The organism is Kitasatospora hibisci, assembly GCF_043950205.1.
Classification (GTDB): domain Bacteria; phylum Actinomycetota; class Actinomycetes; order Streptomycetales; family Streptomycetaceae; genus Kitasatospora; species Kitasatospora hibisci.
This window is the reverse complement of the sequence record NZ_CP171642.1, coordinates 765,013-791,946: the sequence shown is the minus strand read 5'-3', so window position 1 is coordinate 791,946 and position 26,934 is coordinate 765,013. Positions and strand designations below refer to the sequence as shown.

Here is a 26,934-nt window from a genome sequence, read left to right as displayed (position 1 = left end):
GCCGGGTGGCCGCCTCCTCGCGACCCGTCAGACGGCAGGCACGCGGAAGCGGGGGGATCCGGGTGGGCCCGGTCCCCCCGTTCTGCGCGGTGTCAGTGGGCCGACGGCGAGGGCGCGGCCGAGGGGGAGGCGTTCGTGGACGGGGCGGCCGTGGAGGGTGTGGTGGCGGAGGCGGACGCGGTGGGCGTCGGGGACGGGCTCGGGCAGCCGGGGGTGGTGGGCGACGCCGTGGCGGTCACCGACGGGGTGGCCGTGGGCGTGGCGCCCGCCGTGGTGGCGGTGGCCGACGGGGAGGCCGTCGGGCCCGGGGTACCGGTGGCCGACGGGGTGGGCACCGGGCAGGCGGTGGGCGTGGCCGTCGGCGTACCGCTGGGCGTCGTGGTCGGGGTGCCGGTCGGAGTTCCGGTCGGGGTCGCGCTGGGCGAGGTGCTCGCGCTCGGCCGACCGCTCGGCGAGGTGGTCGGGCTGGGCGAGGTGGTCGGGCTCGGGCTGGTGCTCGAACCCGGCGTGGCCGAGGGGGACGCCGTGGCCGGCGCGGTCGACGGCGAGGAGGTGGTCGACGGAGCCGGCGCCGAGGGAACGGGCGCGGTGGGCGAGACCGGCGCGGCGGGTGTGGTGGGCGCGATGGTGGCGGCCGGGGCCGGACGGTTCGGGACGGTGGTCGCCGTCCCGGTGCCGAAGTGGGCCATCCAGTTCTTGACGGTCCGCAGGTACTCGTCGGAGTGGTTGTAGCCGAGGATCGCCCGGTCGAGCTGCGCCGGGTCGGCGAGGTCGCGCCCGCCCGCGCACAGGTAGCGGCCGGCGGCCTGCGCGGCGTCGAAGATGTTGTTGGGGTCGGCCGTGCCGTCGCCGTTGGCGTCCACCCCCCAGTGGGCCCAGGTGGAGGGGATGAACTGCATCGGACCGACGGCCCGGTCCCAGACCCGGTCGCCGTCGTGGCGGCCGCCGTCGGTGTCCGGGATCGCGGCGAAGCCCCTGCCGTCGAGGACCGGCCCGAGGATGGGCCGGTACGTCGTTCCTCCGGCGTCCACGGCACCGCGGCCGGCCTGCCCGGACTCGACCTCGCCGATCGCGGCCAGCAGCTGCCAGGGCAGGTGGCAGCCGGGCGAGCGCTGCGCCAGGGCGGTCTCGGCCTGCCGGTAGGCGGCGAAGACGGTCTCCGGCAGTGCGGGACCGGTGCGGAACGGGCCGGCCGACGGGTCGCCGGGCAGCGCGGTGGGCGGTTGCGGCAGCGGGACGGGACCGCCGCCGTCGACGGGTGTGCCTGGCCCGCCGGGCGCGTTCGGGAGCGTCGGGCGAGCGGCACCGGGCACGCCGGTGGCGACGGCTTGGGTGGCCGTGGCGGCGCCGGTGGGCTGCGACGCGTCTGCCGCGGCGACCGGGGCCAGGCCGAGGCCGGTCGCCTGGGAGCCCGTCAGCGCCGCCAGTGCGGTGAACACCGCCGCCGTCCCCGCCATCCGTTTGCCCAGCCGCAGCCGGCGCTCCGTCGGACGATCGCCGCCCTGTCCTGCGCTCATGCCGTGCCCCTCCCCGTGACCGTTCGGACTGCCGCGGAACGGACCGTCCGCAGGCATGGTGCCTGACGGTGCATGACAGCTCGCGTCCCCGGGCTGATTAGTATCACGACGATCTGACGCGGTGCGGACGGCGAAAGGTTGCGCACGGCGTCACCGTCCGACGAACGTGCAGGTGGCGGCGGGTCCGACCGGCGAGGGCCGACCGTGACGCACCCCCCCCGGGGCCGCGATGCGCCGTGGCCTCGACCGGCCGGGCCCGCCTCCCCGGACCCCCGCCGCCGGGCCGGGATCAGACCTCGATCAGCATCCCGTCCTCGGCGACGGCGGCGCCGGCCGCGGCGAGGTCCCGGGCCAGCGCCTCGGTGCCGGGGGCTCCCGGGTGGGCCAGCGGGTTGGTGTTGTTGAGATGGGTGTAGAGGTAGCGGGGCCCGGGGAGGCGGGCGAGATGGGGCAGTGAGTCCCGGACCGCCAGGTGGCCCATGCCGTGGGAGGTGCGTGCGCCGCCGGTGCGCCCGGCCAGTTCGTCGTCGGTGCTGAAGGTACCGTCCAGGATCACCACGTCCGCACCGGCCACCGCCGCGTCGACCGCCGGGGTCCAGCCGGCCAGCCCGGGTGCGTACACGGCGCAGGAACGGCTGCCGGCGGCGGTGAAGCGGTAGCCGACCACCCAGTCCGACCGGCCCTCCCAGCCCTCGCCGGGCAGGTCGGCCGCGTACCGGGGACGCTTGCCGCCGAGCGCCAGCGGCTCCGCGCGCAGCCCGCCGTCCAGCTCGACGGCCTGGCCGGGGACGAGGGTGTGCCAGCGGGCCTTGGTGTACGGCGCGAGCAGCGGGCCGACCGGGAAGCCCGAGTGCAGGGCGTAGCGCACGGGTAGGGCGGCGTGGACGGTGAGGGCGGCGGCCTCCCGCAGGGTCAGCAGGCCCAGGGTGTGGTCCAGTTCGGCGCTGGTGAGCAGCGCGCCGCGTAGCGGGGTCTCGCGGCTGCCGGGCTCGGGGGCGAGCTCGGGGGCGGCCAGGAGCTGGCCGCGCAGGTCGGGGGAGGCGTTGACCAGGTACCAGGCGGCGCCGTCGGCGCTGACGGCCAGGCAGTCCTGCGTGCGGGCGGCGCCGGTGCGGCGGGCGACGGCGCAGCCCGCGCAGCCGCAGTTCCACTGGGGCAGCCCGCCGCCGGCGGCGGTGCCGAGGATCCGGATCTTCAGCGCAGCCTCCGTGGGACGGGTGCCGGGGTGTCGGCGGGGGCGGGTCCGGTCACCAGGTGGTGGTCCGGGGAGAGCCGGCAGGCCGGGTCGGTGGCGCCGGCGTCGCCGGTGAACTGGAAGGCCTGGCAGCGGCAGCCGCCGTGGTCGACCTCGCGCAGCGCGCAGCTGCGGCACGGCTCGGGCATCCAGTCGGTGCCCCGGTAGCGGTTGAACGCCGGGGAGTCGTGCCAGATCGCGGCGAGCCCGGTGGTGACGGCGCTCGGCACCGGCAGTCCGGGCAGCTGGGCGGCGGCCAGGCAGGGCAGCACGTCGCCGGTGGGCGCCACGACCAGCTGGCGGATGCCCCAGCCGTCCATGCACGGCTTGACGGTGCCGCCGTGGTGGTCGGCGGCGACGTGCACGATCTCGATCCGCTCGCCGTGGCGCTCGCGGGCGGCGGCGACGTCCCGCTCGGCCTGCCGGACCTGGGCCTCGTCGGGGGCGAGGTGGGCCCGGTTGCGCCAGGCCCAGCCGTAGAACTGGGTGTGCGCCAGCTCGACCCGGTCGGCGCCGAGCGCCACGGCCAACTCGACCAGCGCCCCGAGGCGCGGCAGGTTGCCGCGGTGCAGCACCGCGTTGACGGTCAGCGGCAGGCCCGCGCCGGTCAGCAGCGCCGCCGCGGCGAGCTTGCGCTCGTGCGCGGCGAGCCCGGCGACGGCGTCGGCCCGGCGCAGGTCGGCGTCCTGGACGGAGAGCTGGACGTGGTCCAGACCCGCCCCGGCCAGTTCGGCGGCGCGGGCGCCGTCCAGCGGCAGGCCGCTGGTGACCAGGTTGGTGTAGAGGCCGAGGCCGTGGGCGTGGGCCACGAGCCGGGCCAGGTCGCGGCGGAGCAGCGGCTCGCCGCCGGTGAGGTGGACCTGCAGCACACCCAGCCCGCGGGCCTGGTCGAGGATGCGCAGCCACTGCTCGGTCGTCAACTCGTCCCGGTAGCGGGCGAGCTCGACCGGGTTGGCGCAGTAGGTGCACTGCAGCGGGCAACGGTAGGTGAGTTCGGCGACCAGGCCGAGCGGCGCGGGCCCGCGGCCGGCGGCGCCGGGCAGTCCGGCGGCCGGCTGCGGCCTCGTCGGCGCGCCGGTGCCGTCGAGGGCGAGCAGCCGCCGTCCGGCGAGGTCGGTCAGCAGATCGCGCACGTGGCCGCCGTCCACCCCGTCGTACTCGGCGGTGAGGTCGGTGGTGATCCGATCGGCGTCGCGCCGGCCGTCGCAGTGCCGCAGGACGGCGGCGGCGCTGTCGTTGAGCAGCAGGACGCCCTCGGGGTGGAGCAGCACGGCCCGGTCGCGGACCGGGTCGTGCACCAGCCGCACGCCGGGCCGCAGCCCCGGCCGCAGCACGGACGGCGGGTCGGCGGTCGGGGCCGTGCGGCCGGTCGGTGCAGGAGGGGTGACCGGTGCCGCCGGGGTGCCGGCGGCGCGGTCGGCCGGCGTCGAGGGGACGGCGGGGGTCACCGGTCGGGCCCGTAGTCGACGGCGTCCAGCATGGCGCGCAGCACCTCGCACTTGAACGCCAGCGCCTCCACTGCGGCCTGCTGTTGCGCGGCCGTCGTGCAGTGGTCCAGGACCAGCTCCAGGGTGCGGGCGCTGTCCCGGCGGGCGGTGGGGATGCGGTGCTCGAAGTAGGCGTACCCGGCCGGGTCGATCCACGCGTAGTGGGTGCGCCACGCGGTCACCCGCCGGGCCATGTGGTCGGGCGAGAACATCTCGGTGAGCGCCGCCGCGACCCCCTCGGTCCACGGTCGGGTCTGGCAGAAGTGCAGGTAGCCGTCGACGGCGAAGCGCACCCCGCGCGCGACGTGCCGCTCGTCGGTCACTTCCGTGCGGTCGAGGCCGACCGCCTCGGCCAGCACCAGCCAGTCGGCCAGGCCGCCCTCGTCGCCGTTCGGCCCGTCCTGGTAGCCGAGCCGTTCCACCCAGGCCCGCCGGACCTCCGGCAGCGGACAGTTGGCGATGATGGCGGCGTTCTTGCGGGTGAGGCAGAGCTGGTAGTACCAGCGGTTGGCGACCCAGCGCCGCAACTCCGGTGGCGTGCAGCCACCGGAGTGCAGGCGCAGGTGGAACGGGTGGGTGTCCCAGTACCGTCCGCGCAGGTCGTGCAGCCTGGCCGCGAAGCGTTCGCGGGTCAGCGGTTGCGCCACTGGGCGGCCCGTCCGGCGTACGCGGTGACCTCGGCCCCGGTGCGGTGGCACTCCACCGCCGGCGCGGACCAGCGGGGTCTGGCGGTGTCGGCCGGGCGCGCCGGGGGTGCGGCGGGTGCGGGGCGGGGCTGGGTGTTCTGCTGCATCGGTCCTCCTCGGGCCGGGGGAACTGGGGGAGGGGGCGCGTGCGCCCCCTGGGTCAGGACGCTACGAGCCGCCGGGCCCGGCCGCCGGTCCGAACCGCGCGATCCGCGGACAATCGCGCTCGAACGGGTGACGGGCGGCGGCCGGCCCCGGCCGGCACGCGGGCCCGGGGCGGGGTCGTGTCCTCCTGGGGCCGTCGGCTCAGGAGGTGCGGCCGAAGGCGATGAGGTGGCCGTCCTTGGTGCCGACGAACACCCGCCCGTTGTCCGTCGCCGGCACGGAGAACCTGGTCACCGTGCCGAGCGGGAAGCTGCGCCGCATCTTCAGCGTGCCGTTGACCGGCACCGGGTCGTAGACCCGCAGTTCGCCGTTCTGCCCGCCCGGCCCGGTGCCGGAGTAGATGAGCCAGACCAGCGCCGAGCCGCTCGTCGTCCCGTTGGACGTCACCACCGGGGAGCCGGAGGCGTAGCCGAAGCCCTCGGCGCTCGTCCCGGCGCTGGTCAGCTGCGGGTTGCCGCTGCCGTTCACCGAGTACTTGAGCGCGCGCAGCGACCCGTAGTTCTCGATCGTGTAGACGTAGCCGCCGTCACCGCCCCAGACGCCCGGGTGGCCCCAGACGCCCTTGTAGGGGCCGGTCGTTCCGACCACCGCGTCCGTGCCGTTCGGCCCCTGGCCCATGCCGCCCAGGTTGTCGCGGTCCAGCAGGAAGATCCGCCCGTCCTTGCCGACCTGCACCAGCAGGTGCGGATGCGCGGAGGTACCGAAGCCGGTCGGCAGCGCGGCCGGGCCGCCGGAACCCAGATCCAGGTCGTCGTGGTCGAGTTGGCGGTTGTTGGACGGACTGAAGAAGTCCTTCGGCGCGAGGCTGCCGTCAGCGTTGACGCCCAACCGGACCACGGAGTCGGCGAAGTGGCCCTGCGGCTTGTCGCCCGGTCCCTTCGGTGGGGACGAGCCCTCGCCGGCGCCGTTCCCGGTCGCGATGAAGATCCGCCCGGAGCCGTCCGAGACCAGCCCGCCGCCGCTCATCCAGACGCCGCCGTTCTGCGACTTGGAGCCGGACTCGGTGGACCAGAGGGTCAGCCTGCGCGTCGAGGTGTTGACGCCGGCCACGTGGCCGACGTACGTGCCGACGCCGCAGTCCGAGGCGAAGCCGAAGTACACCGCGTCGTTCAGCAGCAGGAGCCCGGCCCGCTGCGCGGAGGTGTCCGGGTTGAACGGGACGCCGGGGCTGTTGACCGGATCGCCCTGGACGGTGACCGGCCAGCCGCTGCGCTCGGCGCCCGAGGCGGCGTCGAGGGCGTGCACGGAGAAGTGCGCGCCGTTCTCGCTGGACTTGGCCACCAGGTAGACGGTCCCGGTCGCCTTGTCGTACACCGGCGTCGAGGTGATGCCGGTACCGGGGGAGAGGCAGGCCGTCGAGGACGGCACGGGCGTGCCGAGCGCGCGCTGCCACAGGATCCGACCGTCGGCGGCGCTCACACCGTAGACGTGGTTGGTCTCGGTGGCCACCACCACCGTCGAACCCGCCACCAGCGGCTGCGCGAACACCGCGCCGTCGACAGCGGTGGACCAGCGGCGGCCGAAGTCCGAGGCCGAGACCTGTGCCGGGCCGAGGTTGGGCTCGGCCGCGTCCCACGCGGTGCGCAGGGAGTTGAGCGAGATGGTCGGGTTGTCGGCCCGCGCGGGTATCGCGCCGACCAGCGTCCCGGCCGCGGCCGCGGGGGCGAGCAGGACCAGTCCGGAGAGGAGGGCGGTCCCGGAACGGGACGGGAGGGCCCTGCGCCGGACGGCCCGGGCGGGGGGTGGGTGGAGTCGGCTCATACGATCCGCCTTGGCTTCGGGGGACTACGGGGTACGGCGCCGTGGGCCATTCTGTGAACGACCGCGCCGCGCCCGCATCCGCCCGCCGCTCCGGCCCCGGTCCCGTTCACGCCCCGGAGGGAACCGGCTGCGCCGCCCGGCGCCCCCGGCCGCCATCGAACGGTCCGGGCCGGGGGACGCCCCGGACCGGACCGGGTCGGGGGCGGCCGTCAGCCGCCGAGCGACTCGGCGAACACCAGGGCCAGGCTGCCCTCCGCCGCCGCCTCCAGCCCGGCGTTGACCGCGTCGCCCGGGCCGCGGTCCTTCACCACCTCGACCTCGTAGGTGCGGCCGCCGGTGACGAAGAGGGCAACGGGGTGGGTGTGGTCCTTGCGGGTCGCGATCACGGCCTCGGTGCCGACCCCGGGCAGCGGGGCGACCGACCTCGCGGGGTCCGCCTTGACGGAGGCGAGGACGCCGGGTGCGACCTCGCGGAGGGAGGCGTAGGACTGGCGGTTGCCCCAGGTGCAGCCCCAGACCGGGCTGCCGCCGGACGCCGCGTCGGGGTGGGTGGTGTTGAGCGGTTCCACCGTGTTGATGACGGCCGAAACCTGGGCCGGCACGAGCAGGGTGCAGGCGTCCTCGGGGCGGGAGCCTGCGGCGCCGGTACCGGCTCCGGCGCCGGTGGCGTCGGAGCCGGGTGACGCCGCGGGGGCTGCGGTCGGGGCCGCCGTCGAGCCGGCCGTCGGGGCGGCCGTCGGGGCGGCCGGGGCCGAACCGGGGGGTGCGGTGGTGGCGCCGGGGACGGTGGTGGCGGAGCCGGTGGAGGCGGAGCCCGCCGGGGAGGCCGCCACCACCTTGCCGCTGCCGGACGAACACCCGGCCAGCGCGGCGCCCGCGAGCGCCAGGGCCGGCAGCCAGAGGTGTCGGCGCTGCTGTCGGAATGACGCATGGAGCTGCACGGGAACCCCCTCCGCTGACGCCCGCCGGTGCAGCGGACTGGGACGCCACAGGATCGTAGTGGCCGGTCGCTCGCGATATCTCCCTTTCCTGTAAAGGGTGTTGTACAGCCGCGTGACAGCCGGGGACGACGGACACGCGAGCGGACGACGGTCGGGCGGGCCGAGCCGGCCCGTCCCGCCGGGCGTCCGCCATCCGCTGCGTCCGCCCCCTGGTGAACGCGGCACCAACCGGGTGCGGCCGGAGGCCGAACCGGCGCGCGGTGGTACCCGGCAGCACGCGGGCGGTTCGCATTCGCCCGGTGGGCTCCGGCCGGTGTCCGCCGCGATCCGGGCTGACCTGGCCGCTCGGGCGGCGGCCCTGGCAGGGAGCACCGGCCGTGGTCGAGCTCTACACCATCGGCTCCCCGGACGGGTGACGTTCCGGCGAAAGTGGCCATGCCAGGAACGGCCGCCCGGCATTCTTGGGCCGGTGACCAGGCGGATCCGCGCCCGGCGGATCCCGTGACCAGGCGGACGGAGGCCCTGACAGTGAGCACGAACCTGCCGGAGACCGTGGCGGAGGGCCAAGTCCTGCCGGCGCCACCCCGGGTGGTCGACGACCTGGCGCGTGACCTGACCCATGCCGCGGCCGCGGTCCGGGCCGTCTCCCGGGGCGCCCGCTGCGGTGGCGGCGACGTGTCGGTCGCCGCCTACACCGCCGTCGTCTGCACCGGCCGTTCGGCGGCCCGTGCCCTGGAGGAGGCGGCCGCCTGGTGCCGCCAGGCACCCGACGCGGAGGTGCACTCGCTGGCCTGGGCACGCGTGCCGGGCCACCGCGACGACGTCTTCGAGTACCGGGCCACCCTGGCCGTCAGTTTCCCCGATCACGAGACCGGCGAGCACACCGGCGACACCCACCACCACGCGCCGCGCTGACCCGAGGTTAGGATCGGCTTCATGGACCATGGGGGTACGAAGGACGTGGGCGTGACGGAGCCCGAGGAACGCGAACTCTCCACCGGGGTGACCGTCGCCGTCGGCGTGGTGGCGGCGCTCGGTGCGGCGGCGGTTCTGCTGGTCGTCTTCCACTGGCTGGGCTGGACGATGCCCGGTCTGGGCTGGTTGCTCGCCAAGGGCGCCGTCAAGCTCTGTACGGGCGGGGCGGTCGGCCTGATCGCTGGCCTCGCCTGGCTGCGCCAACGCAGCCGCCGGAACTGAGCGTTGTCCGCGGGTCGTGCCCCGGGGAGGCGTCTCCCCGGGGCACGGCCGTTCGGAGTCCGGCGGCTGCGGTCGTCGGTGGCCCCGACGGTCGGCCGTTACGGCGCCCGGTGGATCGCCGGAGCCCACGATCACCGGCCGGAGCCGGACGCTGCCGCCGGCCTTCGCGTTGATCCAGGGGTTCGGGTTCCCGAAGGCCTCACAGCCGCCCGGGCCCCGCGTTGCTAGACCCCGCTCGTGTGGGGCCCGATGTTCTCGGTGACGCCGGTCAGGACGAGTTGGAGCCGGTCCGCCAGCTTCTGGTAGTCGGCCTTCCGGCCGTCGGACCACTGTCCGAGCCCCACCACCAGGACGCGGTCGACGCCGGCGAAGGACTGCACCCGGCCGCTGTCGGCGGGCAGGGCGGGCAGGCCCCACCCGATCGGCGCTGCCTGCGCGGGAACCTGGGGGTCGCCGGCGGCCTTGGCCAGCTCGATGAGCACGTGGGCGGTGTCCCGAGGGTCCCACAGGGTGAACACAACCAGGCTGAACCGATTGTCGTGGCCGTCCCGGTAGAGCGCGGTCTGCTCACCGGCACAGCCCTTGCCCTGCTTGAGCAGGCCGGCGAGCCGCGGGCCCACCGACCCCTCCGGCGGGCAGGAGAGCCGGGTCTTGGCGGTCACTCGGGTGTAGACCGTGCCGTCGGCCGCCTTCACCTCGGCGGGGAACACCCGGTCCAGTGACGCGACGGGTCGGTCGGCGGTCGGTACGGCGACGGCCGGCGGAGCGGAGGCCGCCCGGTGGCCCGAGTCGCCCTCCTCCGAGGAGCCCACGGTGGTCATCACGCCGTACGCGGCCACCGCCGCGGCCAGCGAGAGCGCCAGATTGCGCGGCCACACCGGCCTCAGCGGTTCGGGTCGGCCGTCCCGGTCGGGAAGGTCATTGCTGCTGTTCACCCCGGCACAGTAGCGCCAACGGACCGAACCGATGATCGTCCGATGGGTCCACGCCCCCCCGGATGATGGAGGAAGCGGTTCGGAGCGCCCCCGGTGTCGGGGTGAGTGACGAGGTGCTCGTGGGAACGACGGCACCGTCCCGGACACGGCGATCCCGGAGGGCGGGTTCGCCCGGTCCGACCAGCGGTCGGCGCTGTCGGCGGCGCCGCGCCGCCCCGCGCAGGCGGGCGGCCCTGGTGCTGCGCGCGCGGCGGATCCACCACTTCTCCGCACTGCGGTGCCGGCGGTTCCGTGACAGGAGTCCGGGCGGGTGTGGAGCCGGGACGGGGTGCGGCGCGGCGCGGCGCGAAAGGCTGGTGCCCAACTCCACGGTGATTCCACCGGCCTGGACAACCGTGGACCCTGCAGGCCTCGGCCTGCGGTGCGTCGATCGTCCGTGGGCCGGGCGTGGAAAACCCGGTGACTGCGGTGTGGCGCCCTCCCTACACTCGGCTCCCGGAGACGCGCTGCCCACCGGTCCGGGGGGCGGCGCACCGTGACGAGTACAGGGAGGGACCGGTCGTGCGCTACCGCACCGCTGTCGTCGTTCCCTCGTCCCGGTACGAGGTGATCCTGGTGTCCTCGTGCACCCGGTGCCCGCTGCGCGGCCGGCACCGGTGGTCCGCGACGAACGCCTGAACCGCACGTCCTCCTCAGCTCGTGGCCGGATCGGCTCCCGCCGACGGCGCCCGCAATCGGCGCCCGCACGCGCGGGTCGCTCCGGGTGGGCGGAGGGCGGTGTCCCGTACGGCCGTGACTTCCCCGGCCGTGCCCCGTCGGCGCCGTCGTCGCGGTGAATCGCGCAGTCCGACCCCTCGTCACGCCATGAAAGGCACCGGGCCATGCGCACCGACCTCGTCACCACGACCAACGCCACCGCCGCGATCGCCACCGTTCGCAACCTCGGCATCCTCGCTCACGTGGACGCCGGCAAGACCACCGTCACCGAGCGGATCCTCTTCCTGACCGGTGCCACCCACAAGCGCGGCGAGGTCCACGACGGCACCACCGTCACCGACTTCGACCCGCAGGAGCGCGACCGCGGCATCACCATCTTCGCCGCCGCCGTCAGCTGCTCCTGGGACGGCCACCGGATCAACCTGATCGACACGCCGGGCCACGTGGACTTCGCCGACGAGGTGGAGCGTTCGCTGCGGGTGCTCGACGGGGCGGTGGCGGTGTTCGACGCCGTCGCGGGCGTCGAACCGCAGAGCGAGTCGGTCTGGCGCCAGGCGGACCGGCACGGCGTGCCGCGGATCGCGTTCGTCAACAAGCTCGACCGCGCCGGCGCCGACCTCGACGCCGCGGTCGCCTCCATCCGGGAACGGCTTCATCCGGCGCCGCTGGCCGTCCAGTTGCCGATCGGCCGGGAGGACGGATTCACCGGCGTGGTCGACCTGCTCGGCATGCGCGCCCTCACCTGGGCGGCCGGTCCCGGGCCGGACGGCTACCGCGAGGGCCCCGTGCCCGAGGACCTTCGGGAGGAGGCCGAACGGCGCCGTCGGGCGCTCGACGAGGCCGTGGCCGGGCTGCACCCGGGCGCGCTGGAGGAGTTCTGCAACCACGGGTCGCTGGCTCCCGGCACGCTGGCCGCCGCCCTGCGCGACCTCACCCGCACGGGCGAGGCCGTGGTCGTGCTCTGCGGTTCGGCCTACCGCAACCGGGGGATCGAGCCGCTGCTGGCCGCCGTGACCGCGTACCTGCCCTCGCCGCTCGACGTGCCCGCCGTGCGCGGCGAGCACGACGGCGCCGAGCAGGAGCGCGTCGCCGACCCGGCGGGGCCGTTCGCGGGCCTGGTGTTCAAGGTGAACGCCACCGCCACCGGCCGGCTCACCTACCTGCGGATCTACTCGGGCACACTGCGGAAGGGGGACACCGTGCTGGACGCCGGAACGGGGCGCACCGAGCGGATCGCCCGGATCCTGCGGGTGCAGGCCGACAAGCACGCCGAGACCGAGTCGGCGACCGCCGGCGACATCGTCGCCGTGGTCGGGGCGAAGGCCGCCCGCGCGGGCGCCACGCTCTGCACGCCCGCCGAGCCGCTGGTCCTGGAGCCGACCGTCACCGCCGACCCGGTGGTCACGGTGGCCGTCGAGGCGCGGCACGCCATCGACACCGACCGGCTGGCCACAGCGCTGGCCCGGTTGGCCGAGGAGGACCCGTCGCTGCTGGTCCGCACCGACCCGGAGACGGGTCAGCGGGTGCTGTCCGGCATGGGCGAACTGCACCTGGAGGTCGCGGTGGAGAAGATCCGTCAGACCGCTCGGGGACTGGAGGTCACCGTCGGACGGCCGCAGGTCGCCTACCGGGAGACCGTCTCGTCAGGCGTGACCGGCCTGGTCTACCGGCACGTCAAACAGGACGGCGGTGCCGGCCAGTTCGCCCATGTCGTCCTCGACGTGGCGCCGCTGGCGGGTGGCGACGGCGACCAGGAGCCGGAAGGGTTCGAATTCCGCTCCACCGTCACCGGCGGGCGGGTGCCGAAGGAGTTCGTCCAGGCGGTCGAGGCCGGCTGCCGCGACGCGCTGGCCGAGGGGCCCCTGGGCGGCCACCCGGTCACCGGTGTGGTGGTCACGCTGACCGACGGGGCCACCCACGCCAAGGACTCGTCGGACCTGGCGTTCCGCACCGCCGGACGCCTCGCCCTGCGCGAGGCGCTGCGACGCTGCCGCCCGCTGCTCCTGGAGCCGGTCACCGAGGTCACGGTGACCGTGCCCGAGGACGCCGTCGGCGGTGTACTGGGCGACCTCGCGGCGCGCCGCGGCCGGGTGAACGGCTCGGCACCGCGGGGCGGCACGGTGGCCGTGACGGCCGTCGTGCCGCTGGTCGAACTCTTCGGCTACGCGACCAGGTTGCGCAGTCGTACCCAGGGCCGGGGCACCTTCGCCGCCAGGCCCGCCGGCTACGCCCGGGCGCCGCGGTAGCGGGCCGCCGGCCGGGTCCCGTTCCCGAGCGGGAGCGGGGCCCGGCCGCCGGCGGGGTGGCCGGTGCGACGGCGGCGTGCCGTCGTCGCACCGGGCCGCGCCAGCCCGGCGTCTGCCCGGATGCCGGGCCCCGGCGGCGGCCCCCACCTGCGGCACCGCCACCCTGTCATCCGTCAGGGACCGCTGCCGCCGGGCCGCTCCTACGCTGATGAGCACTGGCCGGACCAGCCACATCAGAGGAGATCCACCATGCGCAAGATCCTCCACGCCGCCGCCGCGCTCGCGCTCGCGACCGCCGCCGTCACCACCGTGGGTGCCACCGGCGCCCAGGCCGACGGGGCCTGGGACGGCTGCCCGTACGGGGCGGTCTGCATCTACGGCGAGGGCGCCCCCACCTCCACCCCGCCGACCGACGTCTTCTGGAGCTACGGCGCCCACAACCTGCAGAACAAGACCGGTTGGCACTGGGTCCTCAACAACCAGTCCGGCGGCGCCCACGCCCACCTCTGCCTCGGCTACAACGGCACCAACTGCAACTACGACATGCCGGCCCAGAACGGTGTCTGGGCGGACCTCACCCCGGTCAACTCCATCACCCTGGAACGCCCCTGACACCGCCCCGCGCCGCCCACGCACCCGCGCCCCCGCCCTGCTGACGCCCTCGGTGGCCGCCGGATCCTCTCCGGCGGCCACCGCCGTGCCCGGCGGGGACGGTGCACGGCCGAGGCCGGTGGTCCGCGCCGCCGGCGACCGCCCGCAGCCGCCCAGCGATCAGGACGACTGTGGCGCTGCGCAGCTGACGTCCCGGACGGGTGTCCGACCGGCCAGCAGGTAGGACTCGACGAGGTCGCGGACGCAGTCGTTGGGGCCGGGGTACTGGCCGTGGTCGCCGTTGCCGGTGACCGTGACCAGGCGCGATCCGCGCAGCGCCCGGTGTGCACCGAGCGCCGCCTCGTAGTAGGTGGCCGGATCGTGCACGGAGTTGAGCATCAGCGTCGGCGGCAGACCAGCGCCCGTGACCCGCACCCGGGGCGCCGTCGGCGTCGGCCAGGAGGCGCAGACCGCCGAGAACGCGAGCGTCCGGGCCCCCGCGAGCGGCCATCGGGCGGTGTATTCGGCGCCGCGGTCCGCCCAGGTCGTGAGGTCGCGCGTCCACGGCGTGTCGGCGCAGGTCACCGCGAAGTACTCGGCGAGGAACTCCGGCGAGAGGTACCGGCCGAACAGCTGGTTCGCGGCCTGCCGGCCGACGGGGTCCGCGGCCGGCCAGTCGTCGAGCGCCGCCAGGGCGGCGGCCAGCGCGGGGAAGCCGTTCTTCTCCTGGTAGAGGGCCTGGATGGTCCCGCTGTCCAGCTGGTTGGGGCCGACGGTGAGTGCGCCGTCGGTGAGCGGGGTGTCGTGCAGGGCGGCGCGCCGCTGCTCCCAGTGCGTCTTCGCCGCGGCGGCCGTGGCGCCGTAGTGGTAGGTGCTGTCGCGCGCGGCCAGCCAGGGGAGGAAGTCCTCCTCGAAGCGGCGCTGGAAGCTCATCGGCTGTCCGAGCTCGAAGCGCTCCCAGGAGCCGTCGAAGCCGATGTTGCTGTCCAGCACCATCCGCTCCACCCGCTGCGGGAAGAGCGTCGCGTAGTACGCGCCGATCATGGTGGCGTAGGAGGGGCCGTAGTAGCTGATCCGTCGCTCGCCGAGCAGCGTGCGGAAGAGGTCGAGGTCGCGGACGGTCTGCTCGGTGGTCAGGTACGGCAGCAGGCCTCCGCTGCGTCGTTCACAGTCGGCCGCCAGCTTGCGGGAGCGGGCGATGACGCGGGCGCGGTCGGCGGGGGTGTCGTCGCGGAAGTCTCCGGCGAGGAAGTCCCGGAACTCCTCCGGGGTCTGGCAGGTCGGTCGGGTGCTGTGGCCGACCCCGCGCTGGTCGAAGCCGACCACGTCGTACGCCGCGCCGAGGGCCGGTGCGGCGCGCACGAGGCCGTCCGGGCGCAGCAGTCCGGCGCCGCCGGGCCCGCCCGCGGCCATCATCAGCGTGCCGCGCCGCTTCGCCGGATCGGTCGCCCGGTGCCGGGAGACCGCGACGGTGACGTCGGGCCCGGCGTTCGGGTGGTGCCAGTCGCGGGGGACGGCCATCGCGGCGCAGTCCAGCGCGGGTGCCTCGGCGCAGGGGCGCCAGGCGAGTTGTTGCCGGGCGTAGCGGTCGGGGACCCGTACGGTGGCGGTGCCTGGTGCGGCCGAGGCCGGCCCGGCGCCGGTGACGACGGGCAGGCCGACGGCGGTGAGGAGCACGGTGGTCAGGGCGGCGAGCGGTGCCCGCCGACGCCGGGCGCGCCGCGTGGACGCGGCGGCGTTCGCGGTCGCAGCGGTCGGGTTGTTCGTAGCGCTCAGGTTCACGTTGATGATCCTGGTCGCCCGGAGCGGCCGGATCGATGGTGCACGCACCCGTCTTTCCGGTGGTGCAGGCGACACCCCCCGGACGGCGGGGCCGGTGGGTCCGCTGCTGGAGCGGGCCTCCGCGGCGGCCGGGGGCCGGGACGGACACCTGGGCGGCGGGGCGGCCACCGTACAGCCGTACCTGCGGGCCGGGCCGGTGGACGAGCTGTACCCGGCCGTGGCGCCGACGCCCGCGGGCCGTGACGAGCGGCGGCCGGACGAACCGGGCGAGGCGGTCGACGGCTACCGGGTCACCCGGATGGTCGCCTCCCCCGGCCGTCACCCACGTCCACCTGGCCCGCCGTCGACCACCGGCGGGCCGCCGACCCGTCGGCCGCTGCGCGATCGTGCGGCCGCGGCCGTGGTGGGCGCCGCCGCTGTCAGCGCCACCGCCGTCCCGCGCCTCAGTACGCAACGGTGAAGCGCAGACCGCGGTGGGCCGGCCGTTCGGCCTCGTCGACCAGGGCGACCGCGAGGTCCTCCATGGAGATGGCCGACCGGCCGTCGGCGTCGACGACCAGCTCGTCCCGCCCGAGGCGGTAGCGGCCGGTACGCTCGCCCGGTTCCAGCAGGGCGGCCGGGCTGAGGTAGGTCCAGTCGACCCCGGTGGAGGTCCGGAGCAGGTCGAGCTGTTCGCCGCAGGCGAGGGCGATCGGCCGCCAGGAGGGCGGGAACCCGGGATCGTCGAGGACGGTGGCCCCGCTGCCGCCCGGCAGGGTCAGGCTCCCGGCGCCGCCGACGGCGAGCAGCCGCACGCCGGTCCCGGCCAGTCCGGCCAGCAGGCCCTTGGTGGCGACGGCCAGCTCGGACTCGCTGCCGGGCGCCGGCCGGGTGGCGGTGATCACGACGTCCTGACCGGCGCACAGCCGGGCGACGTCCTCGGCGTCGGCGGCGTCGCCGGTGGCGGTCACGGCGGCGGTCGGCAGGGCGTGTGGCCGGGCGGGATCGCGGAGGACGGCGGTGACCTGGTGGCCGCGGGTGAGCGCCTCGGCCACCACCCGGCTGCCGACGTTGCCGGCTGCGCCGAACACGGTGATACGCATGGGGATCCTCGGGAGGGTCGATCGGTCCGGGAGGACCGGGTACGGACGGTGTGAGGTGTCAGGCCCGGGCGCCGGGAGCGGTCGCCGATTCGGGGGAGGGCCGGTGGGCCGGCTTCGGCCCGGCCGTGGTCGGTGCCGGGGCCGGCCGGCGGATCTGGGCGGCGGCCAGCGAGCCGAGCACGATCACCGCGCCGAGCGCCTGGACGGGAGCGAGGTCCTGTCCGAGGACCAGCCAGCCGAGGGTGGTGGCGACCACCGGGCTGAGCAGGCCCAGGAAGGTGACGGAGGTGGGCGGCAGCGCGCGGAGCCCGCGGAACCAGAGTCCGTACGCGACGGCCGCACCGATCAGGGCGAGGTAGCCGTAGCCGAGCAGGTTGGAGCCGGTGAGGTGGGGCGGCGGCGGGCCCTCCACCAGCAGGGTCACCGGGACCAGCAGCAGACCGCCCGCGGTGAGCTGCCAGCCGGTGGTGGCGAGCAGCGGGGCCGGCGAGGTCCACCGCTTGGAGAGCACGACGCCGGTGGCCATCACGACCGCACCGCCGAGTGCGGCCGCGACGCCGAGTGCGTCGAGCTGGGCGTCGGCCCGCAGGACCAGCAGGCTGACGCCCGCCACGCCGGCGATGCCGGAGAGCAGGGTCCGCAGCGTGAGCCGGTCGCCGAGCAGTGCGGCCGACAGACCTGCGGCGATCAGCGGCTGGACGGCGCCGACGGTGGCGGCGACGCCGCCGGGCAGGCGGTACGCGGAGACGAAGAGGAGGGCGAAGAAGACGCCGATGTTGAGTGCGCCCAGGACCGCCGAGCGCCACCACCAACTCCCCTTCGGCAGGCGGCGGGTGACGGCGACGAGGAGCAGCCCGGCGGGCAGGGCGCGGAGCACCCCGGCGAGCAGCGGGCGACCGGGCGGCAGCAGTTCCGTGGTGACGAGGTAGGTCGACCCCCAGATGACGGGGGCGAGAGCGGTCAAGAGCACGATTCCGAGTCGATTCCTTAGCACTAAGCCAATGTATCTCAGCGCTAAGGCAAATAGGGTGGTCGGGCATGCTGGCGGGGTGTGAGGTATCTCACCGCTAAGCAATCGTTTAGGGTGGGCGGCGTGGCAGATCACGTGGACCGAGCGGTGCGGCAGTGGGGCGCGGAGCGCCCCGACCTCGACGTCTCGCCGATGGAGGTGATCGGACGGCTCAAACGACTCACCCGTCTCGTCGACGCCGAGCTGAAGAAGACCTTCGCCGAGCACGACCTCGACGCGGCCTCCTTCGACGTGCTCGCCACCCTGCGCCGCAGCGGCCCGCCCTACCGCCTCACCCCCACCGGCCTGCTGGAGTCCTCGATGGTCACCTCGGGGGCGATCAGCCAGCGCCTCGACCGGCTGGAGGCGCGCGGCCTGGTCACCCGCACCCCCAGCGGCTCCGACGGCCGCAGCCGCGACGTCGCCCTCACCCCCGAGGGACACGCGCTGATCGACCGGGCCCTCCCCGACCACCTCGCCACCGAGCACCGTGTCCTCGCCGGCCTCGACGAGTCGCAGACCGAGGCCCTGGTGGACGCCCTGCGCACCCTGCTCACCCACCTCGGCGACACCAGCCGGCGCGGCGGCCCCGCCCCGGAGTGACCGCCGTCCGCGCCGGAGGCCGGGTGCGGTCGGTGTGCACCGTGGCGGGTCAGGGCCGGACGGCCAGTGCCTTGAAGAAGGTGTAGTGGAACGTGCCGCCCTCCTCGGCCGTCCGGCGCAGGTCGGCGATGCCCCGGTCGAACGCTTCGGCCGTGGTGAGGTCTGCTGCGAGCGCCTCGGCCCGGACGGACTCGACCATCGCGAGGAACGTGCGCCGGGTGAACCCCTGCACCAGCTCCGGGCGGCTCCCGTCCGCGTACACGGCGCGCGGGCGGACGGTGACGTCCCGGAAGCCGGCCCCGGTCAGCAGCGGGTGCAGCCGGCGGCCGATCAGGCCGTCACCGCCCGCGAGGGTCTGCAGCCGGACCAGGTGGTCCACCGTGGCCCGGGCCGCCCCGCTCTCCGGGTGGAAGAACGTCGAGCCGTGGTCGCCCTCGACGACCGTGATGGTGCCGCCCGGCCTCAGCACCCGGCGCAGCGCCGCCAGGGCCGCCGGTGGGTCGGCCAGGTGCTCCAGGACGAAGCAGACGAAGAGGTGGTCGAAGCTGCCGTCGACGAACGGCAGCCGGTGCAGATCGCCGTGGTGCCAGTCCACCCGCGCGCCCGGAGCGAGCGCCGCCACGCGGGCGCGTGCCTGCGCGAGCGAGTCGGCCGAGACGTCGACCGCGGTGAGGTGCATTCCCGGGTTGGCGGCGAGCAGGTGGACGGTCTGCGCCCCGACGCCGCAGCCCACCTCCAGCACCCGGCTTCCCGGCGGGTAGGCCGTGCCGGCGTGCAGCAGCTCGACGAGGGTGTTCGCCTGGTCGCCGAGGCGCACGGCCTCCGCCTCCGAATAGCCGTGCACGTAGCCGGTCGGGCGGTCGGTCGTGTCCCGGAGCGAGCCGGCCGCGGTGCCGGCCGGAGCGCCGGTCGGCGAGGCCGTCGGCCCGGTGGTTCCCGCCCGGCCCGCGGCCGTCACCATGTCCGCCGTCGCCGTGGTCGCCGTCGTAGTCGTCGTAGTCGTCGTCATGTCCCCAGCCTGGCCCGCACAATGGACCGGTGAACAGGTCCAATGAGATGCCTGCGGACAGGACCAAAGGTCGCGCCGAACCCGCCGCCGAACCCGCCGCCGGACCCGCTGCCGACGCCACCGCCGCCACCACCGCCGAAGCCGTGACGTCCGGACCTGCCGGGACCGACTTCCTCCAACTCGACCCGGCCGCCGCCCCGCCCGGCGGACTCGCCGACTGGCTGGCCACCCGGCTCCGCGCCGCCATCGCGGACGGCAGCCTCCCCGCCGGCAGCCGACTACCCGCCACCCGGGTGCTCGCCGTGGAGCTGCGGGTCTCCCGAGGGGTCGTCACCGACGCCTACCGGCGGCTCGCCGAGGAGGGCCAGATCGCCGGCCGGGGGAGGGGCGGCACCGTGGTGCTGGCCGCCCCCGCACCGCTGCCCCCGCCACCCGCACCACCCGCCCCGGCGCCGCCCGCACCGTTCGACACCGTGCCCGCCCCCGAGAGCTTCGACGTGCTGCGCGCCGCCCCCGCCCGGATCAACCTCGCCCCGGGCGTTCCCGACCTCGCCGCCTTCCCCCGCGCGGCCTGGCTGCGGGCCGAACGCGCGGTCCTCGACGACCTGCCCGCCCAGGATCTCGGCTACGGCGACCCGCGCGGCACACCGGCACTCCGCCGGGCCGTCGCCCACTGGCTGGCCCGCAACCGGGGCATCCGCGCCGACCCGGACGAGGTGCTGATCGTCGCCGGGGCCGCCCAGGCCCTCACCCTGCTCGGCCAGGTCCTCTCCCGGGACGGCGTCACCGAAGTGGCCGTCGAGGACCCCGGCTCGCTCGGCACCCGCCAGCACCTGGGCCACTGGCTCACCGCCACCCCACCCGTCCCGGTCGACGCCGAGGGCATCCGGGTCGACGCCCTGCGCGCCACCGGTGCCCCGGCTGTTCTGCTCACCCCCGCCCACCAGTTCCCGACCGGCGTGGTGCTCGGCGGCGGGCGGCGCCGCGAACTGCTCCGCTGGGCCGGCGAGGGCGGTCTCGTCCTGGAGGACGACTACGACGCGGAACACCGCTACGACCGCCCGCCCGTGCCCGCGCTGCGCGCGGTCCACCCCGAACAGGTCTGTTACACCGGCAGCGTCTCCAAGCTGCTCGCCCCCGCCCTGCGCACCGGCTGGCTGCTCACCCCGACCCGGTACCGCGAGGCCGTGCTGTCCGCCAAGCGCTTCGCCGACCTCGGCAACGCCGCCCTGCCCCAACTCGTCCTCGCCCGGTTGATGGAGACCGGTGAGCTGGAGCGACACCTGCGTCTGTTGCGCCCGCGCCACCGGCGCCGCCGTGATGCGATGATCGCGGCGATCGACGCCCATCTGCCGGGTGCTGTCGTGCACGGCGCGGCGGCCGGGCTGCATCTGATGGTGACCTTCCCGGCCGGCCTCGACTGCTCCGACACCGACCTCGCGACAGCCGCGCTCGCCCACGGCGTCAAGGTGCAGCCGCTCTCCTGGCACGCCCGTCTGCCGCACCCGCCCGGTCTCGTCCTCGGCTACGCGGCCGGCTCGGCGAGTGGGATCACGGAAGGAATCGCGATCCTGGGCCGGCTCCTTCGCCGGATCGGGTAGCCCGGGTGGGGGTGAGGCGGCCGCGGGAGCGGTGGCCGACAGGGGCACCGGCGCGGCGCGCGGGCGGCGGCGGTCCCTGCGCCGATACCCTGGCCGACCGGATCGACCACGCCCGCGTTCCCCGGCCCGTCCCGTCCGTCCCTTCTCTTCTCCCATCGTTCCGCCCCGCACCCCTTCCGGGAGTCACCATGCCGTCGCCTCGGCGGGCCGCACACGTCGCGGCACTCGTACTGCTGCTGACCGCACTGAGCCCGGCGCCGGCCCCGGCCGGCACCGCACGCGGGTCGCACCGGCCGGTGCCACCCGTCACGGAGGAGATGCCCGTCGTGCCGCCCGAGGACTCCAGCCGGCTCGCCGGTCGTCGGATCGTCTACTCCTACCCCGGCCCCACCCCGCCGCCCGCCCTCCTCCGAGCCATTCGCGAGGGCCGCGCGGCCGGCGTCATCCTGTTCGGCGAGAACATCACCTCGCCCACTCAGCTCCACGCCGCAGTGGAGCAGTTGCGTCGGGCCGCCGCCGAGGCGGCGGAACCGCGGCCGCTTCTGCTGATGACCGATCAGGAGGGCGGCCGGGTCCGCCGACTGCCCGGCGCACCGGAGCTCTCCGCGCGCCGTACGGGCCTGGCGGCCGATCCGGTCGGCGAGGCCGCCCGTTCGGGCGTCGGCGCCGCCCGCAACCTCGCGGGCGCCGGTCTCAACGTCAACCTCGCCCCGGTCCTCGACGTCTACGACACGCCGGACAACTTCATCGACCACCGCGAGCGCTCCTACAGCCAGGACCCCTCTGTGGTCGGGAAGTTGGGCTCCGCCTTCCTCGCCGCCCACCAGGGCCTCGGCGTGGCCGCCACCGCCAAGCACTTCCCCGGACTCGGCGCCGCACCGCGCGACCAGAACACCGACGAAGGCCCGGTCACGCTGTCCGTGTCCCTCGACGAGCTGCGCGCCCGCGGCGAGGAGCCGTACCGGGCGGCCGTCGCCGCCGGTGTCCGCCTCGTCATGGCCTCCTGGGCCGTCTACCCCGCCCTCGACCCGGCGCGCCCGGCCGGCCTCTCGCCCGCCGCCATCCAGGGCGAGCTCCGTGACCGCCTGGGCTTCACCGGCGTCACCGTCACCGACGCCCTGGAGGCCGGCGCCCTCACCCCCTACGGTGACACCTCGGCCCGCGCCGTCGCCGCCGCGGACGCCGGGATGGACCTCCTGCTCTGCTCCGCCCGCGACGTCACCCAGGGCGACGAGGCGGCCGCGGCCCTCGCCGCCGCCCTCGACAGCGGTCGCCTCGACCGCTCCGCCTTCCTCGCCGCCCTGCGCCGCGTGGACGACCTCCGCTCCTCCCTGACACGGTGACCGATTCGGTCTGCGGGGCCGGGGCCGGGGCCGGGCCGCCCGGCCCCGGCCGTGGCCGCTGCGGGCGGGTCGAAGCCGGTGCGAACGTGCGCCGCGCCAGGTGAAGCGGGTCGTCCGGCGGTGAGGTGACGGCTCGGTGAAGACTGGTGGGGCGGTTGGGGGCCGTGCGGCGTCAGGCCCGCGACGGGGGCGGAGCGGGTGGCGGCATTCGCGCCATCCAAGGTCGTTTTCCGGTCTGTCGGGTGATTTCTCGATCTGATCGCCACTCGGACATTCGATTCACATGCCAGGGTTGAGGCCTGCCGTTTGTGCAATGTCACATGTGGCAGGTTGGGTTTCCTAGCGAGATGAACGGAGAGTCAGATGAACCGAATCGCTCTGATCGCGGCCGGCGTCGCCGGTGCGGCGACGCTGCTGGCCGCCCCCCAGGCCGGTGCTGCGACCGCCACCGCCGCCACCACCGTCACCTGCGGTGCCTCCGGCCTGCAGGCCGGGCTGTCCACCAAGGTCTGTGCCGAGATCGCCGGTGACCAGGTCCAGCTGTACGGTCAGATCTCCCTCGCGGGCCCGCCGAGCCCGGGCAGCCCGGCTCCGCAGCCTCAGGAGCTGATCACCGGCCTGTCCGGCCAGGTGGTCGGGGGTGCCTCGCTCGGTTCGGTGAACGGCTACACGCAGTTCACCGCCAGCACCGTGCAGGTGCGGGGCGTCGGCGGCGCCGTGGCCTGCGGCTCGACCGTTCACGCCGCTTTCAGCGTTGCGAAGTTCCCGTGGAACCCGGCTCCGGTGACCCTGGACGTCGTCGTCCCCTGCTGATGGCGGTCATCTGCTGAGGAGGCGTCCGCAGCACGAAACGGGCGCCTCCGCAGTACGGCGCGGCCCGGGCCCTGGAAGGGGGCCCGGGCCGCCCTCCGCTCCGGGCGCCCGGCGGTCCCGCCGCCCGAAGGAGACCCAGGCGATGTCCGACAGCGCCAGCTCCGACGGCACCGCGGAGGAGCGGCGCAGGCGCAAGGCCATGCTCGTCCGCGCGGGCATCTACCTCTTCGCCACGCACCTCTTCGCCGGCCTCGTGCCGTTGCCGTCCGCGCTCGGCGACCGGTACTGAGCGGCGGCCGGGCAAGACCGTCGAGCGCGGCGTCCGGCGCCGAGTGCCCGTCGCCGGGCTCCCGTCACCGATCGCCGGGGCGGTAGCGGCGGCTGGTGCCGGCCCAGACCTGGACGCCGTCGACCAGCTCCCGGGTGCCGTCGAGGTACCAATGGCCGGCCGGGTGCCGCGACCGCAGGCGGTGACGCAGCTCCGTGCTCTCCTCCCGCAGCCGGGCGATCCGGGCGCGGACGGCCCGGATCGCCGCGCGGCGGGTGCAGCCGCGGACGCGTTGCAGCGTGAGGACGGTGTTGAAGGCGGCCACGGGCTGGCGTTCCTCGCGTTCGAGTGAGTGGAGGTCGTTGATGAGCGTCGCCGCGTCGGCGGTGTGGGCGCGCAGCGTGTGGAGGCCGGGATCGGCGTGCAGCCGGGCCGGCGCCTCGGCGCCCTCGACGCGCTCCAGTATGTTCATGAACGGGTAGAGGCAGCTGGCGTGGCGGCGCAGCCGCACGGTCTCGGGCAGGTCGGGGGTGGTGCGGGCGGCGCGGTGCTGCGACTCGGCGAGGAACGTCTCCAGGCAGGCCCGCCACTCGACGGCACTCCGCTCGCGCCAGGCCGGGGACATCCTCGCGCACTGGCGCTGCCAGAGCTCCTGCCAGGAGCGCAGTAGCGGGGGGTCGTCCGGGGCGGCCGACGGGGCCCGGTCGCCGGTCGGTACCGCGAGCAGTGGCTCGATCAGGCTGCGGGCCTCGGCCGGGCGGCGGCCGGGGGGTCCGTCGAACCGGTCGTCGAGGAGGGTGAACCAGCCGAGGACGTCGATCAGGAGTTCCAGTTCGGCGCCGCGCGCGCGGGGGTAGGCGTGGCCGATCAGCTCGGGGAGCGTGTTGGCGTGGTAGCGCGGCAGGTCGGCGGGGGTGACCAGGCCGTGGCCGAGCATCCAGTCGTCGTGCCGGGCGGCGGCGGCGCGCAGCTCGTCGGGGGCGCGGCGGACGGCCGCACGTGGCGGAGGCCCGGCGGTGGGTGCCGCGGGGCCGGCCGGTCGGGGGACGGCGGCGGTTCGTGCGGCGCGGGCGGCGAGCGCCGGGGGAGCGACGCGGGGGTGCGTACGGCGCGTGCCCGGGGTGTCGTGTCCCTCCGCCCCGGCCCCGCTGCCCGGGGCGGGGGTGCCCTGCGGGGGCCGGCCGGCACGCGGGGCGAGCCGGACGCGCAGGCCCTGGGCCTGGACGGTGGTCCACACGACCTCGCGGGCCCGGGCGCCCGCCACCGCCGTCGGTCGCCAGCGGCGCAGGATCGCGGCGGCCGCCACCGTCAGCTCGGCCCAGGCGAAGGCCTCGCCGATGCACTTGTGCTTGCCCGCGCCGAACGGCAGGAACGCCTGCCGTCCGCCACCGGCCGGCCCCCCGTCGGTCGCCGGACCGCTGCCGACCGCGTCGCCGTCCGACCGCCAGCGTTCCGGGCGGAACCGCAGCGGCTCGGGGTGGAGCCGCGGGTCGCGGTGCACGGCCGTCAGGCTGTAGAGCAGCTCGGTGCCGGCCGGGATCCGGTACGGGCCGAGCTGCACCGCCACGCGTGCGGTCCGCATGAGGAAGGCGTTCGGGGCGTGGAGGCGGACGACCTCCTGGGTGACGCTGCGGGTGTACGTGAGCCGGGCGAGCGTCTCCGGTGTGGGCACGGTTCCCGGGGGGAGGTGCTCGTCCAGCTCGGCCAGGACCCTCGCCTCCACCCGGGGATGGCGCAGCAGTTCGTCGATCAGCCAGGTGAGCGTGGTGGAGACGGTCTCGGTGCCCGCGCCGAACATCGTGATCGCCTCGGAGCGCACGTCCGCCTCGGTGAGCGGGTGTCCGGTGGCCGGGTCCGTGGCGGCGCGCAGCAGGCCGGGCAGGGTCCGGTCCGGCCCGCCGCCGAACGGACGGCCGCCGGTGCCGTCGCGGTCGCCCGCTCCGCCCGGACCCGTCGGCCGGGCCGAGCCGTTGACCGCCTGGTCGACCACCCGGTTGAGGACGCGGACGGCGGCGTCGAAGCGCCGGTTGACCGGCAGGGGCAGGCGCGCCAGCGCCGGGTGCGGGTAGAGCGACTGGACGATCTGGCCCTTCACCATGTCGGGCAGCGCCCGGTGGAAGGCTAGCGCGGCCTCCTGGCTCAGCCGCGAGTCGAACAGCGTCCTGGTGACGATGTCGAGGGCGAGGTGGTTCATCTCCTTCGCGACGTCCAGCACCTGGCCCGGTCGCCAGCTCGCGGCGCGCTCCTCGGCCACCCGGTGCATCACCGCGAGGTAGTCGGCCATCCGGTCCTGGCCGAAGGCGGGTTGGACGATCCGGCGGCGGTCGCGGTGCGCCTGGCCCTCGGACATCAGCAGGCCGTCGCCGAAGGCCGTCCGGAGGGTGTCCTGCACGGCCCCGCGCGGGCAGTCGTGCGCCAACGCGACCAGCAGGGTGTGGACCAGGCGCGCGTCGGTGACCACGCAGACGGTGCGCGGTCCGAGCCGGATCCGGACCACGCCGCCGTGGCGGGCCAGCGAGCCGAGGAAGCCGAGCGGGTCGCGCAGCAGCACGGGGGCGTGGCCGAGGCCGGGGACGGCGCCGGGCGCGAGCGGGGGAGGGCCCGAGGGGGCGGGGCGGGGTGTGCTCCCGGACGGGACGGCCGGTCTGCGGAGCTCGGTCGTCAGGGTCATGACACTGCCTCTCACCAAATTGAACCGGCGCGGCGGGACCGCCGGAGCCGCCGCCGCGACAGGCGGTATCCGGGGGCCGGACAGCGCTGACGCTGACCCCCGCGCATGCCACCATCAGAGGGGCGCACGCCTTAGGAAACGCGCCGGTCGGGAGGGCGTTGCGCCGCACTCTGGGGGATCACTCCTTTGGCGGACACCGTCGGCGCGTCGGCGGGTGGCGGCGGTGGCGGTGGTGGCGCTGGCGGCGGCGGCGAGTGGTGGCGAGCGGTGACCGTGGCCGGTGGAGGCGGGTGCTCCGCGGGGCGGCCGGTGGCGTGGAGCCGGCGAGGCCTCGGAACGGCCGGGTCGAGCGTCCGGGGAACCGGTCCGGGGGAGGGCGGGCCGGACAAGAGGGTCTTTCGGCCCTCGGCCGGAGACCTCCTCCGGGTCCAGCATGGTGCCTGACCAAGGAGGACCCTGATGACCCGTCTGCGCCACCGGCCCGCTCCCGACGTGCGGGTGGAGATCCGTGGCGAACTGCCCCGGGAGGACGCCGAGTACGCCCGGACCCAGGCGGTGGAGCTGATCTCGGCACTCGGCCCGGACACGCACACGGCCCGGGTCCGGGTCACCCGGCTGCGGCACCGGGCCCTGACCCGGCCGGCCGTGGCGCAGGGCTCGGTGGAACTGGACGGGGTCGGGCGCGTCCGGGTCCAGTTGGCGGCCGCGAGTGTCCGCGAGGCGGTGGACGTCGCCCTCGGCACGCTGGCCGGCCGGGCCGCGCGGCTGCGCGAACAGGGGCACATCGGCCTCGCCGTGGCCTACCAGAGCGCCTACTGCCCGCAGTACGCCCCGCGCCCGCTCGCCGAGCGGCAGATCGTCCGGTACAAGACGGTGGTGCCCGCGCTGCGCACCCCCGACCAGGCCGTCCGCGAACTGCTCGCCCTGGACCACACGTTCCACCTCTTCGTCGACGCCTTCACGGGCCAGGACAGCGTCGTCCACCGCGCGCCGGTCGACGGCGGGCTCCGGCTGGTGCGGGCGCACTCGGCGGCCCGGTTCGGGGGCGGCGAACGCCCGCTCACCGAGAGCCCCTACCCCGCGCCGCGGCTCGACCCTGCCGAGGCGGCCCGGCGGCTCTGGCTCACCTGTTGGCCGTTCGTGTTCCACACCGACCCGGACGACGGCCGCGGCCGCGTCCTCTACCGCCGCTACGACGGGCACTACGGCCTGCTGCGAGCGGAGGGGGCGGCCGGACCGGAAGGGCCGCAGGCACCGGCCGGGCCGGAAGCCTGAC

The 26,934-nt window shown here is 75.7% G+C and carries 24 protein-coding genes; 11 read left to right on the top strand and 13 right to left on the bottom strand.

The genetic code is table 11. The features are described 5' to 3' along the window. Positions 1-92 precede the first annotated feature (92 nt). The 7 genes from ACF9IK_RS03650 to ACF9IK_RS03620 form a co-directional block, all read right to left on the bottom strand. Positions 93-1,517, bottom strand: a complete 1,425-nt coding sequence (locus tag ACF9IK_RS03650) for a lytic transglycosylase domain-containing protein (protein WP_395292791.1) — start codon at positions 1,515-1,517, stop codon at positions 93-95. Positions 1,518-1,806: 289 nt separating this feature from the next. Further along, positions 1,807-2,703 carry a pyrroloquinoline quinone biosynthesis protein PqqB gene (gene pqqB / locus ACF9IK_RS03645; protein WP_395298461.1) on the bottom strand — a complete coding sequence of 299 codons (897 nt, stop codon included), beginning with the start codon at positions 2,701-2,703 and terminating at the stop codon, positions 1,807-1,809. An 8-nt stretch (positions 2,704-2,711) separates the two neighbouring features. Next, positions 2,712-4,199, bottom strand: coding sequence for a pyrroloquinoline quinone biosynthesis protein PqqE (pqqE, locus tag ACF9IK_RS03640; protein WP_395292790.1), 1,488 nt, complete (start codon positions 4,197-4,199; stop codon positions 2,712-2,714). Then, positions 4,196-4,885, bottom strand: a complete 690-nt coding sequence (pqqC, locus tag ACF9IK_RS03635) for a pyrroloquinoline-quinone synthase PqqC (RefSeq protein WP_395292789.1) — start codon at positions 4,883-4,885, stop codon at positions 4,196-4,198. The genes pqqE and pqqC overlap by 4 nt, the downstream gene beginning before the upstream one ends. Continuing rightward, on the bottom strand, positions 4,870-5,031 hold the full coding sequence (pqqA, locus tag ACF9IK_RS03630; protein ID WP_395292788.1) for a pyrroloquinoline quinone precursor peptide PqqA: 162 nt from the start codon (positions 5,029-5,031) through the stop codon (positions 4,870-4,872). The genes pqqC and pqqA overlap by 16 nt, the downstream gene beginning before the upstream one ends. Positions 5,032-5,230: 199 nt before the next feature. Next, entirely contained in the window at positions 5,231-6,850 is a 1,620-nt protein-coding gene (locus tag ACF9IK_RS03625; protein ID WP_395292787.1) for a PQQ-binding-like beta-propeller repeat protein, read from the bottom strand. A gap of 209 nt (positions 6,851-7,059) precedes the next feature. Further along, positions 7,060-7,791, bottom strand: a complete 732-nt coding sequence (locus tag ACF9IK_RS03620; protein ID WP_395292786.1) for a hypothetical protein — start codon at positions 7,789-7,791, stop codon at positions 7,060-7,062. A 528-nt stretch (positions 7,792-8,319) separates the two neighbouring features. Between ACF9IK_RS03620 and ACF9IK_RS03615 the strand changes: the two genes are divergently transcribed. Further along, positions 8,320-8,706 (top strand): hypothetical protein, encoded by a 387-nt coding sequence (locus tag ACF9IK_RS03615; protein WP_395292785.1) that lies wholly within the window; start codon positions 8,320-8,322, stop codon positions 8,704-8,706. 21 nt (positions 8,707-8,727) lie between these two features. Beyond that, positions 8,728-8,988 carry a hypothetical protein gene (locus tag ACF9IK_RS03610; protein ID WP_395292784.1) on the top strand — a complete coding sequence of 87 codons (261 nt, stop codon included), beginning with the start codon at positions 8,728-8,730 and terminating at the stop codon, positions 8,986-8,988. Between the two features lie 224 nt (positions 8,989-9,212). Here ACF9IK_RS03610 and ACF9IK_RS03605 read toward each other — a convergent pair whose 3' ends face one another. Continuing rightward, positions 9,213-9,923 (bottom strand): hypothetical protein, encoded by a 711-nt coding sequence (locus ACF9IK_RS03605; protein WP_395292783.1) that lies wholly within the window; start codon positions 9,921-9,923, stop codon positions 9,213-9,215. A gap of 881 nt (positions 9,924-10,804) precedes the next feature. Between ACF9IK_RS03605 and fusA the strand changes: the two genes are divergently transcribed. Further along, positions 10,805-12,886 (top strand): elongation factor G, encoded by a 2,082-nt coding sequence (fusA, locus tag ACF9IK_RS03600; protein WP_395292782.1) that lies wholly within the window; start codon positions 10,805-10,807, stop codon positions 12,884-12,886. Between the two features lie 249 nt (positions 12,887-13,135). Next, complete coding sequence (locus ACF9IK_RS03595) at positions 13,136-13,498, top strand: hypothetical protein (RefSeq protein WP_395292781.1); 363 nt, start codon at positions 13,136-13,138, stop codon at positions 13,496-13,498. A gap of 159 nt (positions 13,499-13,657) precedes the next feature. On the opposite strand, the gene ACF9IK_RS03590 is transcribed toward ACF9IK_RS03595, so the two are convergent. Beyond that, positions 13,658-15,259, bottom strand: a complete 1,602-nt coding sequence (locus ACF9IK_RS03590) for an alpha/beta hydrolase (RefSeq protein ID WP_395292780.1) — start codon at positions 15,257-15,259, stop codon at positions 13,658-13,660. Positions 15,260-15,353: 94 nt separating this feature from the next. Here ACF9IK_RS03590 and ACF9IK_RS03585 point away from each other — a divergent pair, with 94 nt between their 5' ends. Then, the gene (locus tag ACF9IK_RS03585; RefSeq protein WP_395292779.1) at positions 15,354-15,719 is read left to right on the top strand and encodes a hypothetical protein; all 366 of its coding nucleotides are present in this window, start codon (positions 15,354-15,356) and stop codon (positions 15,717-15,719) included. Here ACF9IK_RS03585 and ACF9IK_RS03580 read toward each other — a convergent pair. Both ACF9IK_RS03580 and ACF9IK_RS03575 read right to left on the bottom strand, forming a co-directional pair. Beyond that, positions 15,703-16,341: an NAD(P)-dependent oxidoreductase gene (locus ACF9IK_RS03580; RefSeq protein WP_395292778.1), complete on the bottom strand. Its 639-nt coding sequence runs from the start codon at positions 16,339-16,341 to the stop codon at positions 15,703-15,705. The genes ACF9IK_RS03585 and ACF9IK_RS03580 overlap by 17 nt on opposite strands. 58 nt (positions 16,342-16,399) lie before the next feature. Further along, entirely contained in the window at positions 16,400-17,311 is a 912-nt protein-coding gene (locus tag ACF9IK_RS03575; protein WP_395292777.1) for an EamA family transporter, read from the bottom strand. Between the two features lie 123 nt (positions 17,312-17,434). On the opposite strand from ACF9IK_RS03575, the gene ACF9IK_RS03570 reads away from it, so the two are divergent. Then, on the top strand, positions 17,435-17,953 hold the full coding sequence (locus tag ACF9IK_RS03570; protein ID WP_395292776.1) for a MarR family winged helix-turn-helix transcriptional regulator: 519 nt from the start codon (positions 17,435-17,437) through the stop codon (positions 17,951-17,953). A 49-nt stretch (positions 17,954-18,002) separates the two neighbouring features. Here the strand turns inward: ACF9IK_RS03570 and ACF9IK_RS03565 are convergent, their stop codons facing one another. Then, the gene (locus ACF9IK_RS03565; RefSeq protein ID WP_395292775.1) at positions 18,003-18,962 is read right to left on the bottom strand and encodes a methyltransferase domain-containing protein; all 960 of its coding nucleotides are present in this window, start codon (positions 18,960-18,962) and stop codon (positions 18,003-18,005) included. A 47-nt stretch (positions 18,963-19,009) separates the two neighbouring features. Here ACF9IK_RS03565 and ACF9IK_RS03560 point away from each other — a divergent pair, with 47 nt between their 5' ends. The 4 genes from ACF9IK_RS03560 (at position 19,010) to ACF9IK_RS03545 (ending at position 23,008) form a co-directional block, all read left to right on the top strand. Next, positions 19,010-20,563 (top strand): PLP-dependent aminotransferase family protein, encoded by a 1,554-nt coding sequence (locus ACF9IK_RS03560; RefSeq protein WP_395298460.1) that lies wholly within the window; start codon positions 19,010-19,012, stop codon positions 20,561-20,563. A 188-nt stretch (positions 20,564-20,751) separates the two neighbouring features. Continuing rightward, positions 20,752-21,906, top strand: coding sequence for a glycoside hydrolase family 3 N-terminal domain-containing protein (locus ACF9IK_RS03555; RefSeq protein WP_395292774.1), 1,155 nt, complete (start codon positions 20,752-20,754; stop codon positions 21,904-21,906). A 363-nt stretch (positions 21,907-22,269) separates the two neighbouring features. Further along, positions 22,270-22,719 (top strand): hypothetical protein, encoded by a 450-nt coding sequence (locus ACF9IK_RS03550; protein WP_395292773.1) that lies wholly within the window; start codon positions 22,270-22,272, stop codon positions 22,717-22,719. 142 nt (positions 22,720-22,861) lie between these two features. Next, positions 22,862-23,008 carry a DUF6126 family protein gene (locus tag ACF9IK_RS03545; RefSeq protein WP_395292772.1) on the top strand — a complete coding sequence of 49 codons (147 nt, stop codon included), beginning with the start codon at positions 22,862-22,864 and terminating at the stop codon, positions 23,006-23,008. Positions 23,009-23,072: 64 nt separating this feature from the next. Here ACF9IK_RS03545 and ACF9IK_RS03540 read toward each other — a convergent pair whose 3' ends face one another. After that, complete coding sequence (locus tag ACF9IK_RS03540; protein ID WP_395292771.1) at positions 23,073-25,658, bottom strand: cytochrome P450; 2,586 nt, start codon at positions 25,656-25,658, stop codon at positions 23,073-23,075. Positions 25,659-26,117: 459 nt separating this feature from the next. On the opposite strand from ACF9IK_RS03540, the gene ACF9IK_RS03535 reads away from it, so the two are divergent. After that, positions 26,118-26,933, top strand: a complete 816-nt coding sequence (locus ACF9IK_RS03535) for a sigma 54 modulation/S30EA ribosomal C-terminal domain-containing protein (RefSeq protein ID WP_395292770.1) — start codon at positions 26,118-26,120, stop codon at positions 26,931-26,933. Position 26,934 lies beyond the last annotated feature (1 nt).

Coding starts and splice junctions, on each gene's coding strand:
- ACF9IK_RS03535 (WP_395292770.1), top strand. CDS start 26,118: ATGACCCGTCTGCGCCACCGGCCCGCTCCCGACGTGCGGGTGGAGATC.
- pqqA (WP_395292788.1), bottom strand. CDS start 5,031: ATGCAGCAGAACACCCAGCCCCGCCCCGCACCCGCCGCACCCCCGGCG.
- ACF9IK_RS03610 (WP_395292784.1), top strand. CDS start 8,728: ATGGACCATGGGGGTACGAAGGACGTGGGCGTGACGGAGCCCGAGGAA.
- ACF9IK_RS03550 (WP_395292773.1), top strand. CDS start 22,270: ATGAACCGAATCGCTCTGATCGCGGCCGGCGTCGCCGGTGCGGCGACG.
- ACF9IK_RS03580 (WP_395292778.1), bottom strand. CDS start 16,341: ATGCGTATCACCGTGTTCGGCGCAGCCGGCAACGTCGGCAGCCGGGTG.
- fusA (WP_395292782.1), top strand. CDS start 10,805: ATGCGCACCGACCTCGTCACCACGACCAACGCCACCGCCGCGATCGCC.
- ACF9IK_RS03595 (WP_395292781.1), top strand. CDS start 13,136: ATGCGCAAGATCCTCCACGCCGCCGCCGCGCTCGCGCTCGCGACCGCC.
- ACF9IK_RS03625 (WP_395292787.1), bottom strand. CDS start 6,850: ATGAGCCGACTCCACCCACCCCCCGCCCGGGCCGTCCGGCGCAGGGCC.
- ACF9IK_RS03540 (WP_395292771.1), bottom strand. CDS start 25,658: ATGACCCTGACGACCGAGCTCCGCAGACCGGCCGTCCCGTCCGGGAGC.
- ACF9IK_RS03545 (WP_395292772.1), top strand. CDS start 22,862: ATGTCCGACAGCGCCAGCTCCGACGGCACCGCGGAGGAGCGGCGCAGG.
- ACF9IK_RS03565 (WP_395292775.1), bottom strand. CDS start 18,962: ATGACGACGACTACGACGACTACGACGGCGACCACGGCGACGGCGGAC.
- ACF9IK_RS03650 (WP_395292791.1), bottom strand. CDS start 1,517: ATGAGCGCAGGACAGGGCGGCGATCGTCCGACGGAGCGCCGGCTGCGG.
- ACF9IK_RS03560 (WP_395298460.1), top strand. CDS start 19,010: ATGCCTGCGGACAGGACCAAAGGTCGCGCCGAACCCGCCGCCGAACCC.
- ACF9IK_RS03555 (WP_395292774.1), top strand. CDS start 20,752: ATGCCGTCGCCTCGGCGGGCCGCACACGTCGCGGCACTCGTACTGCTG.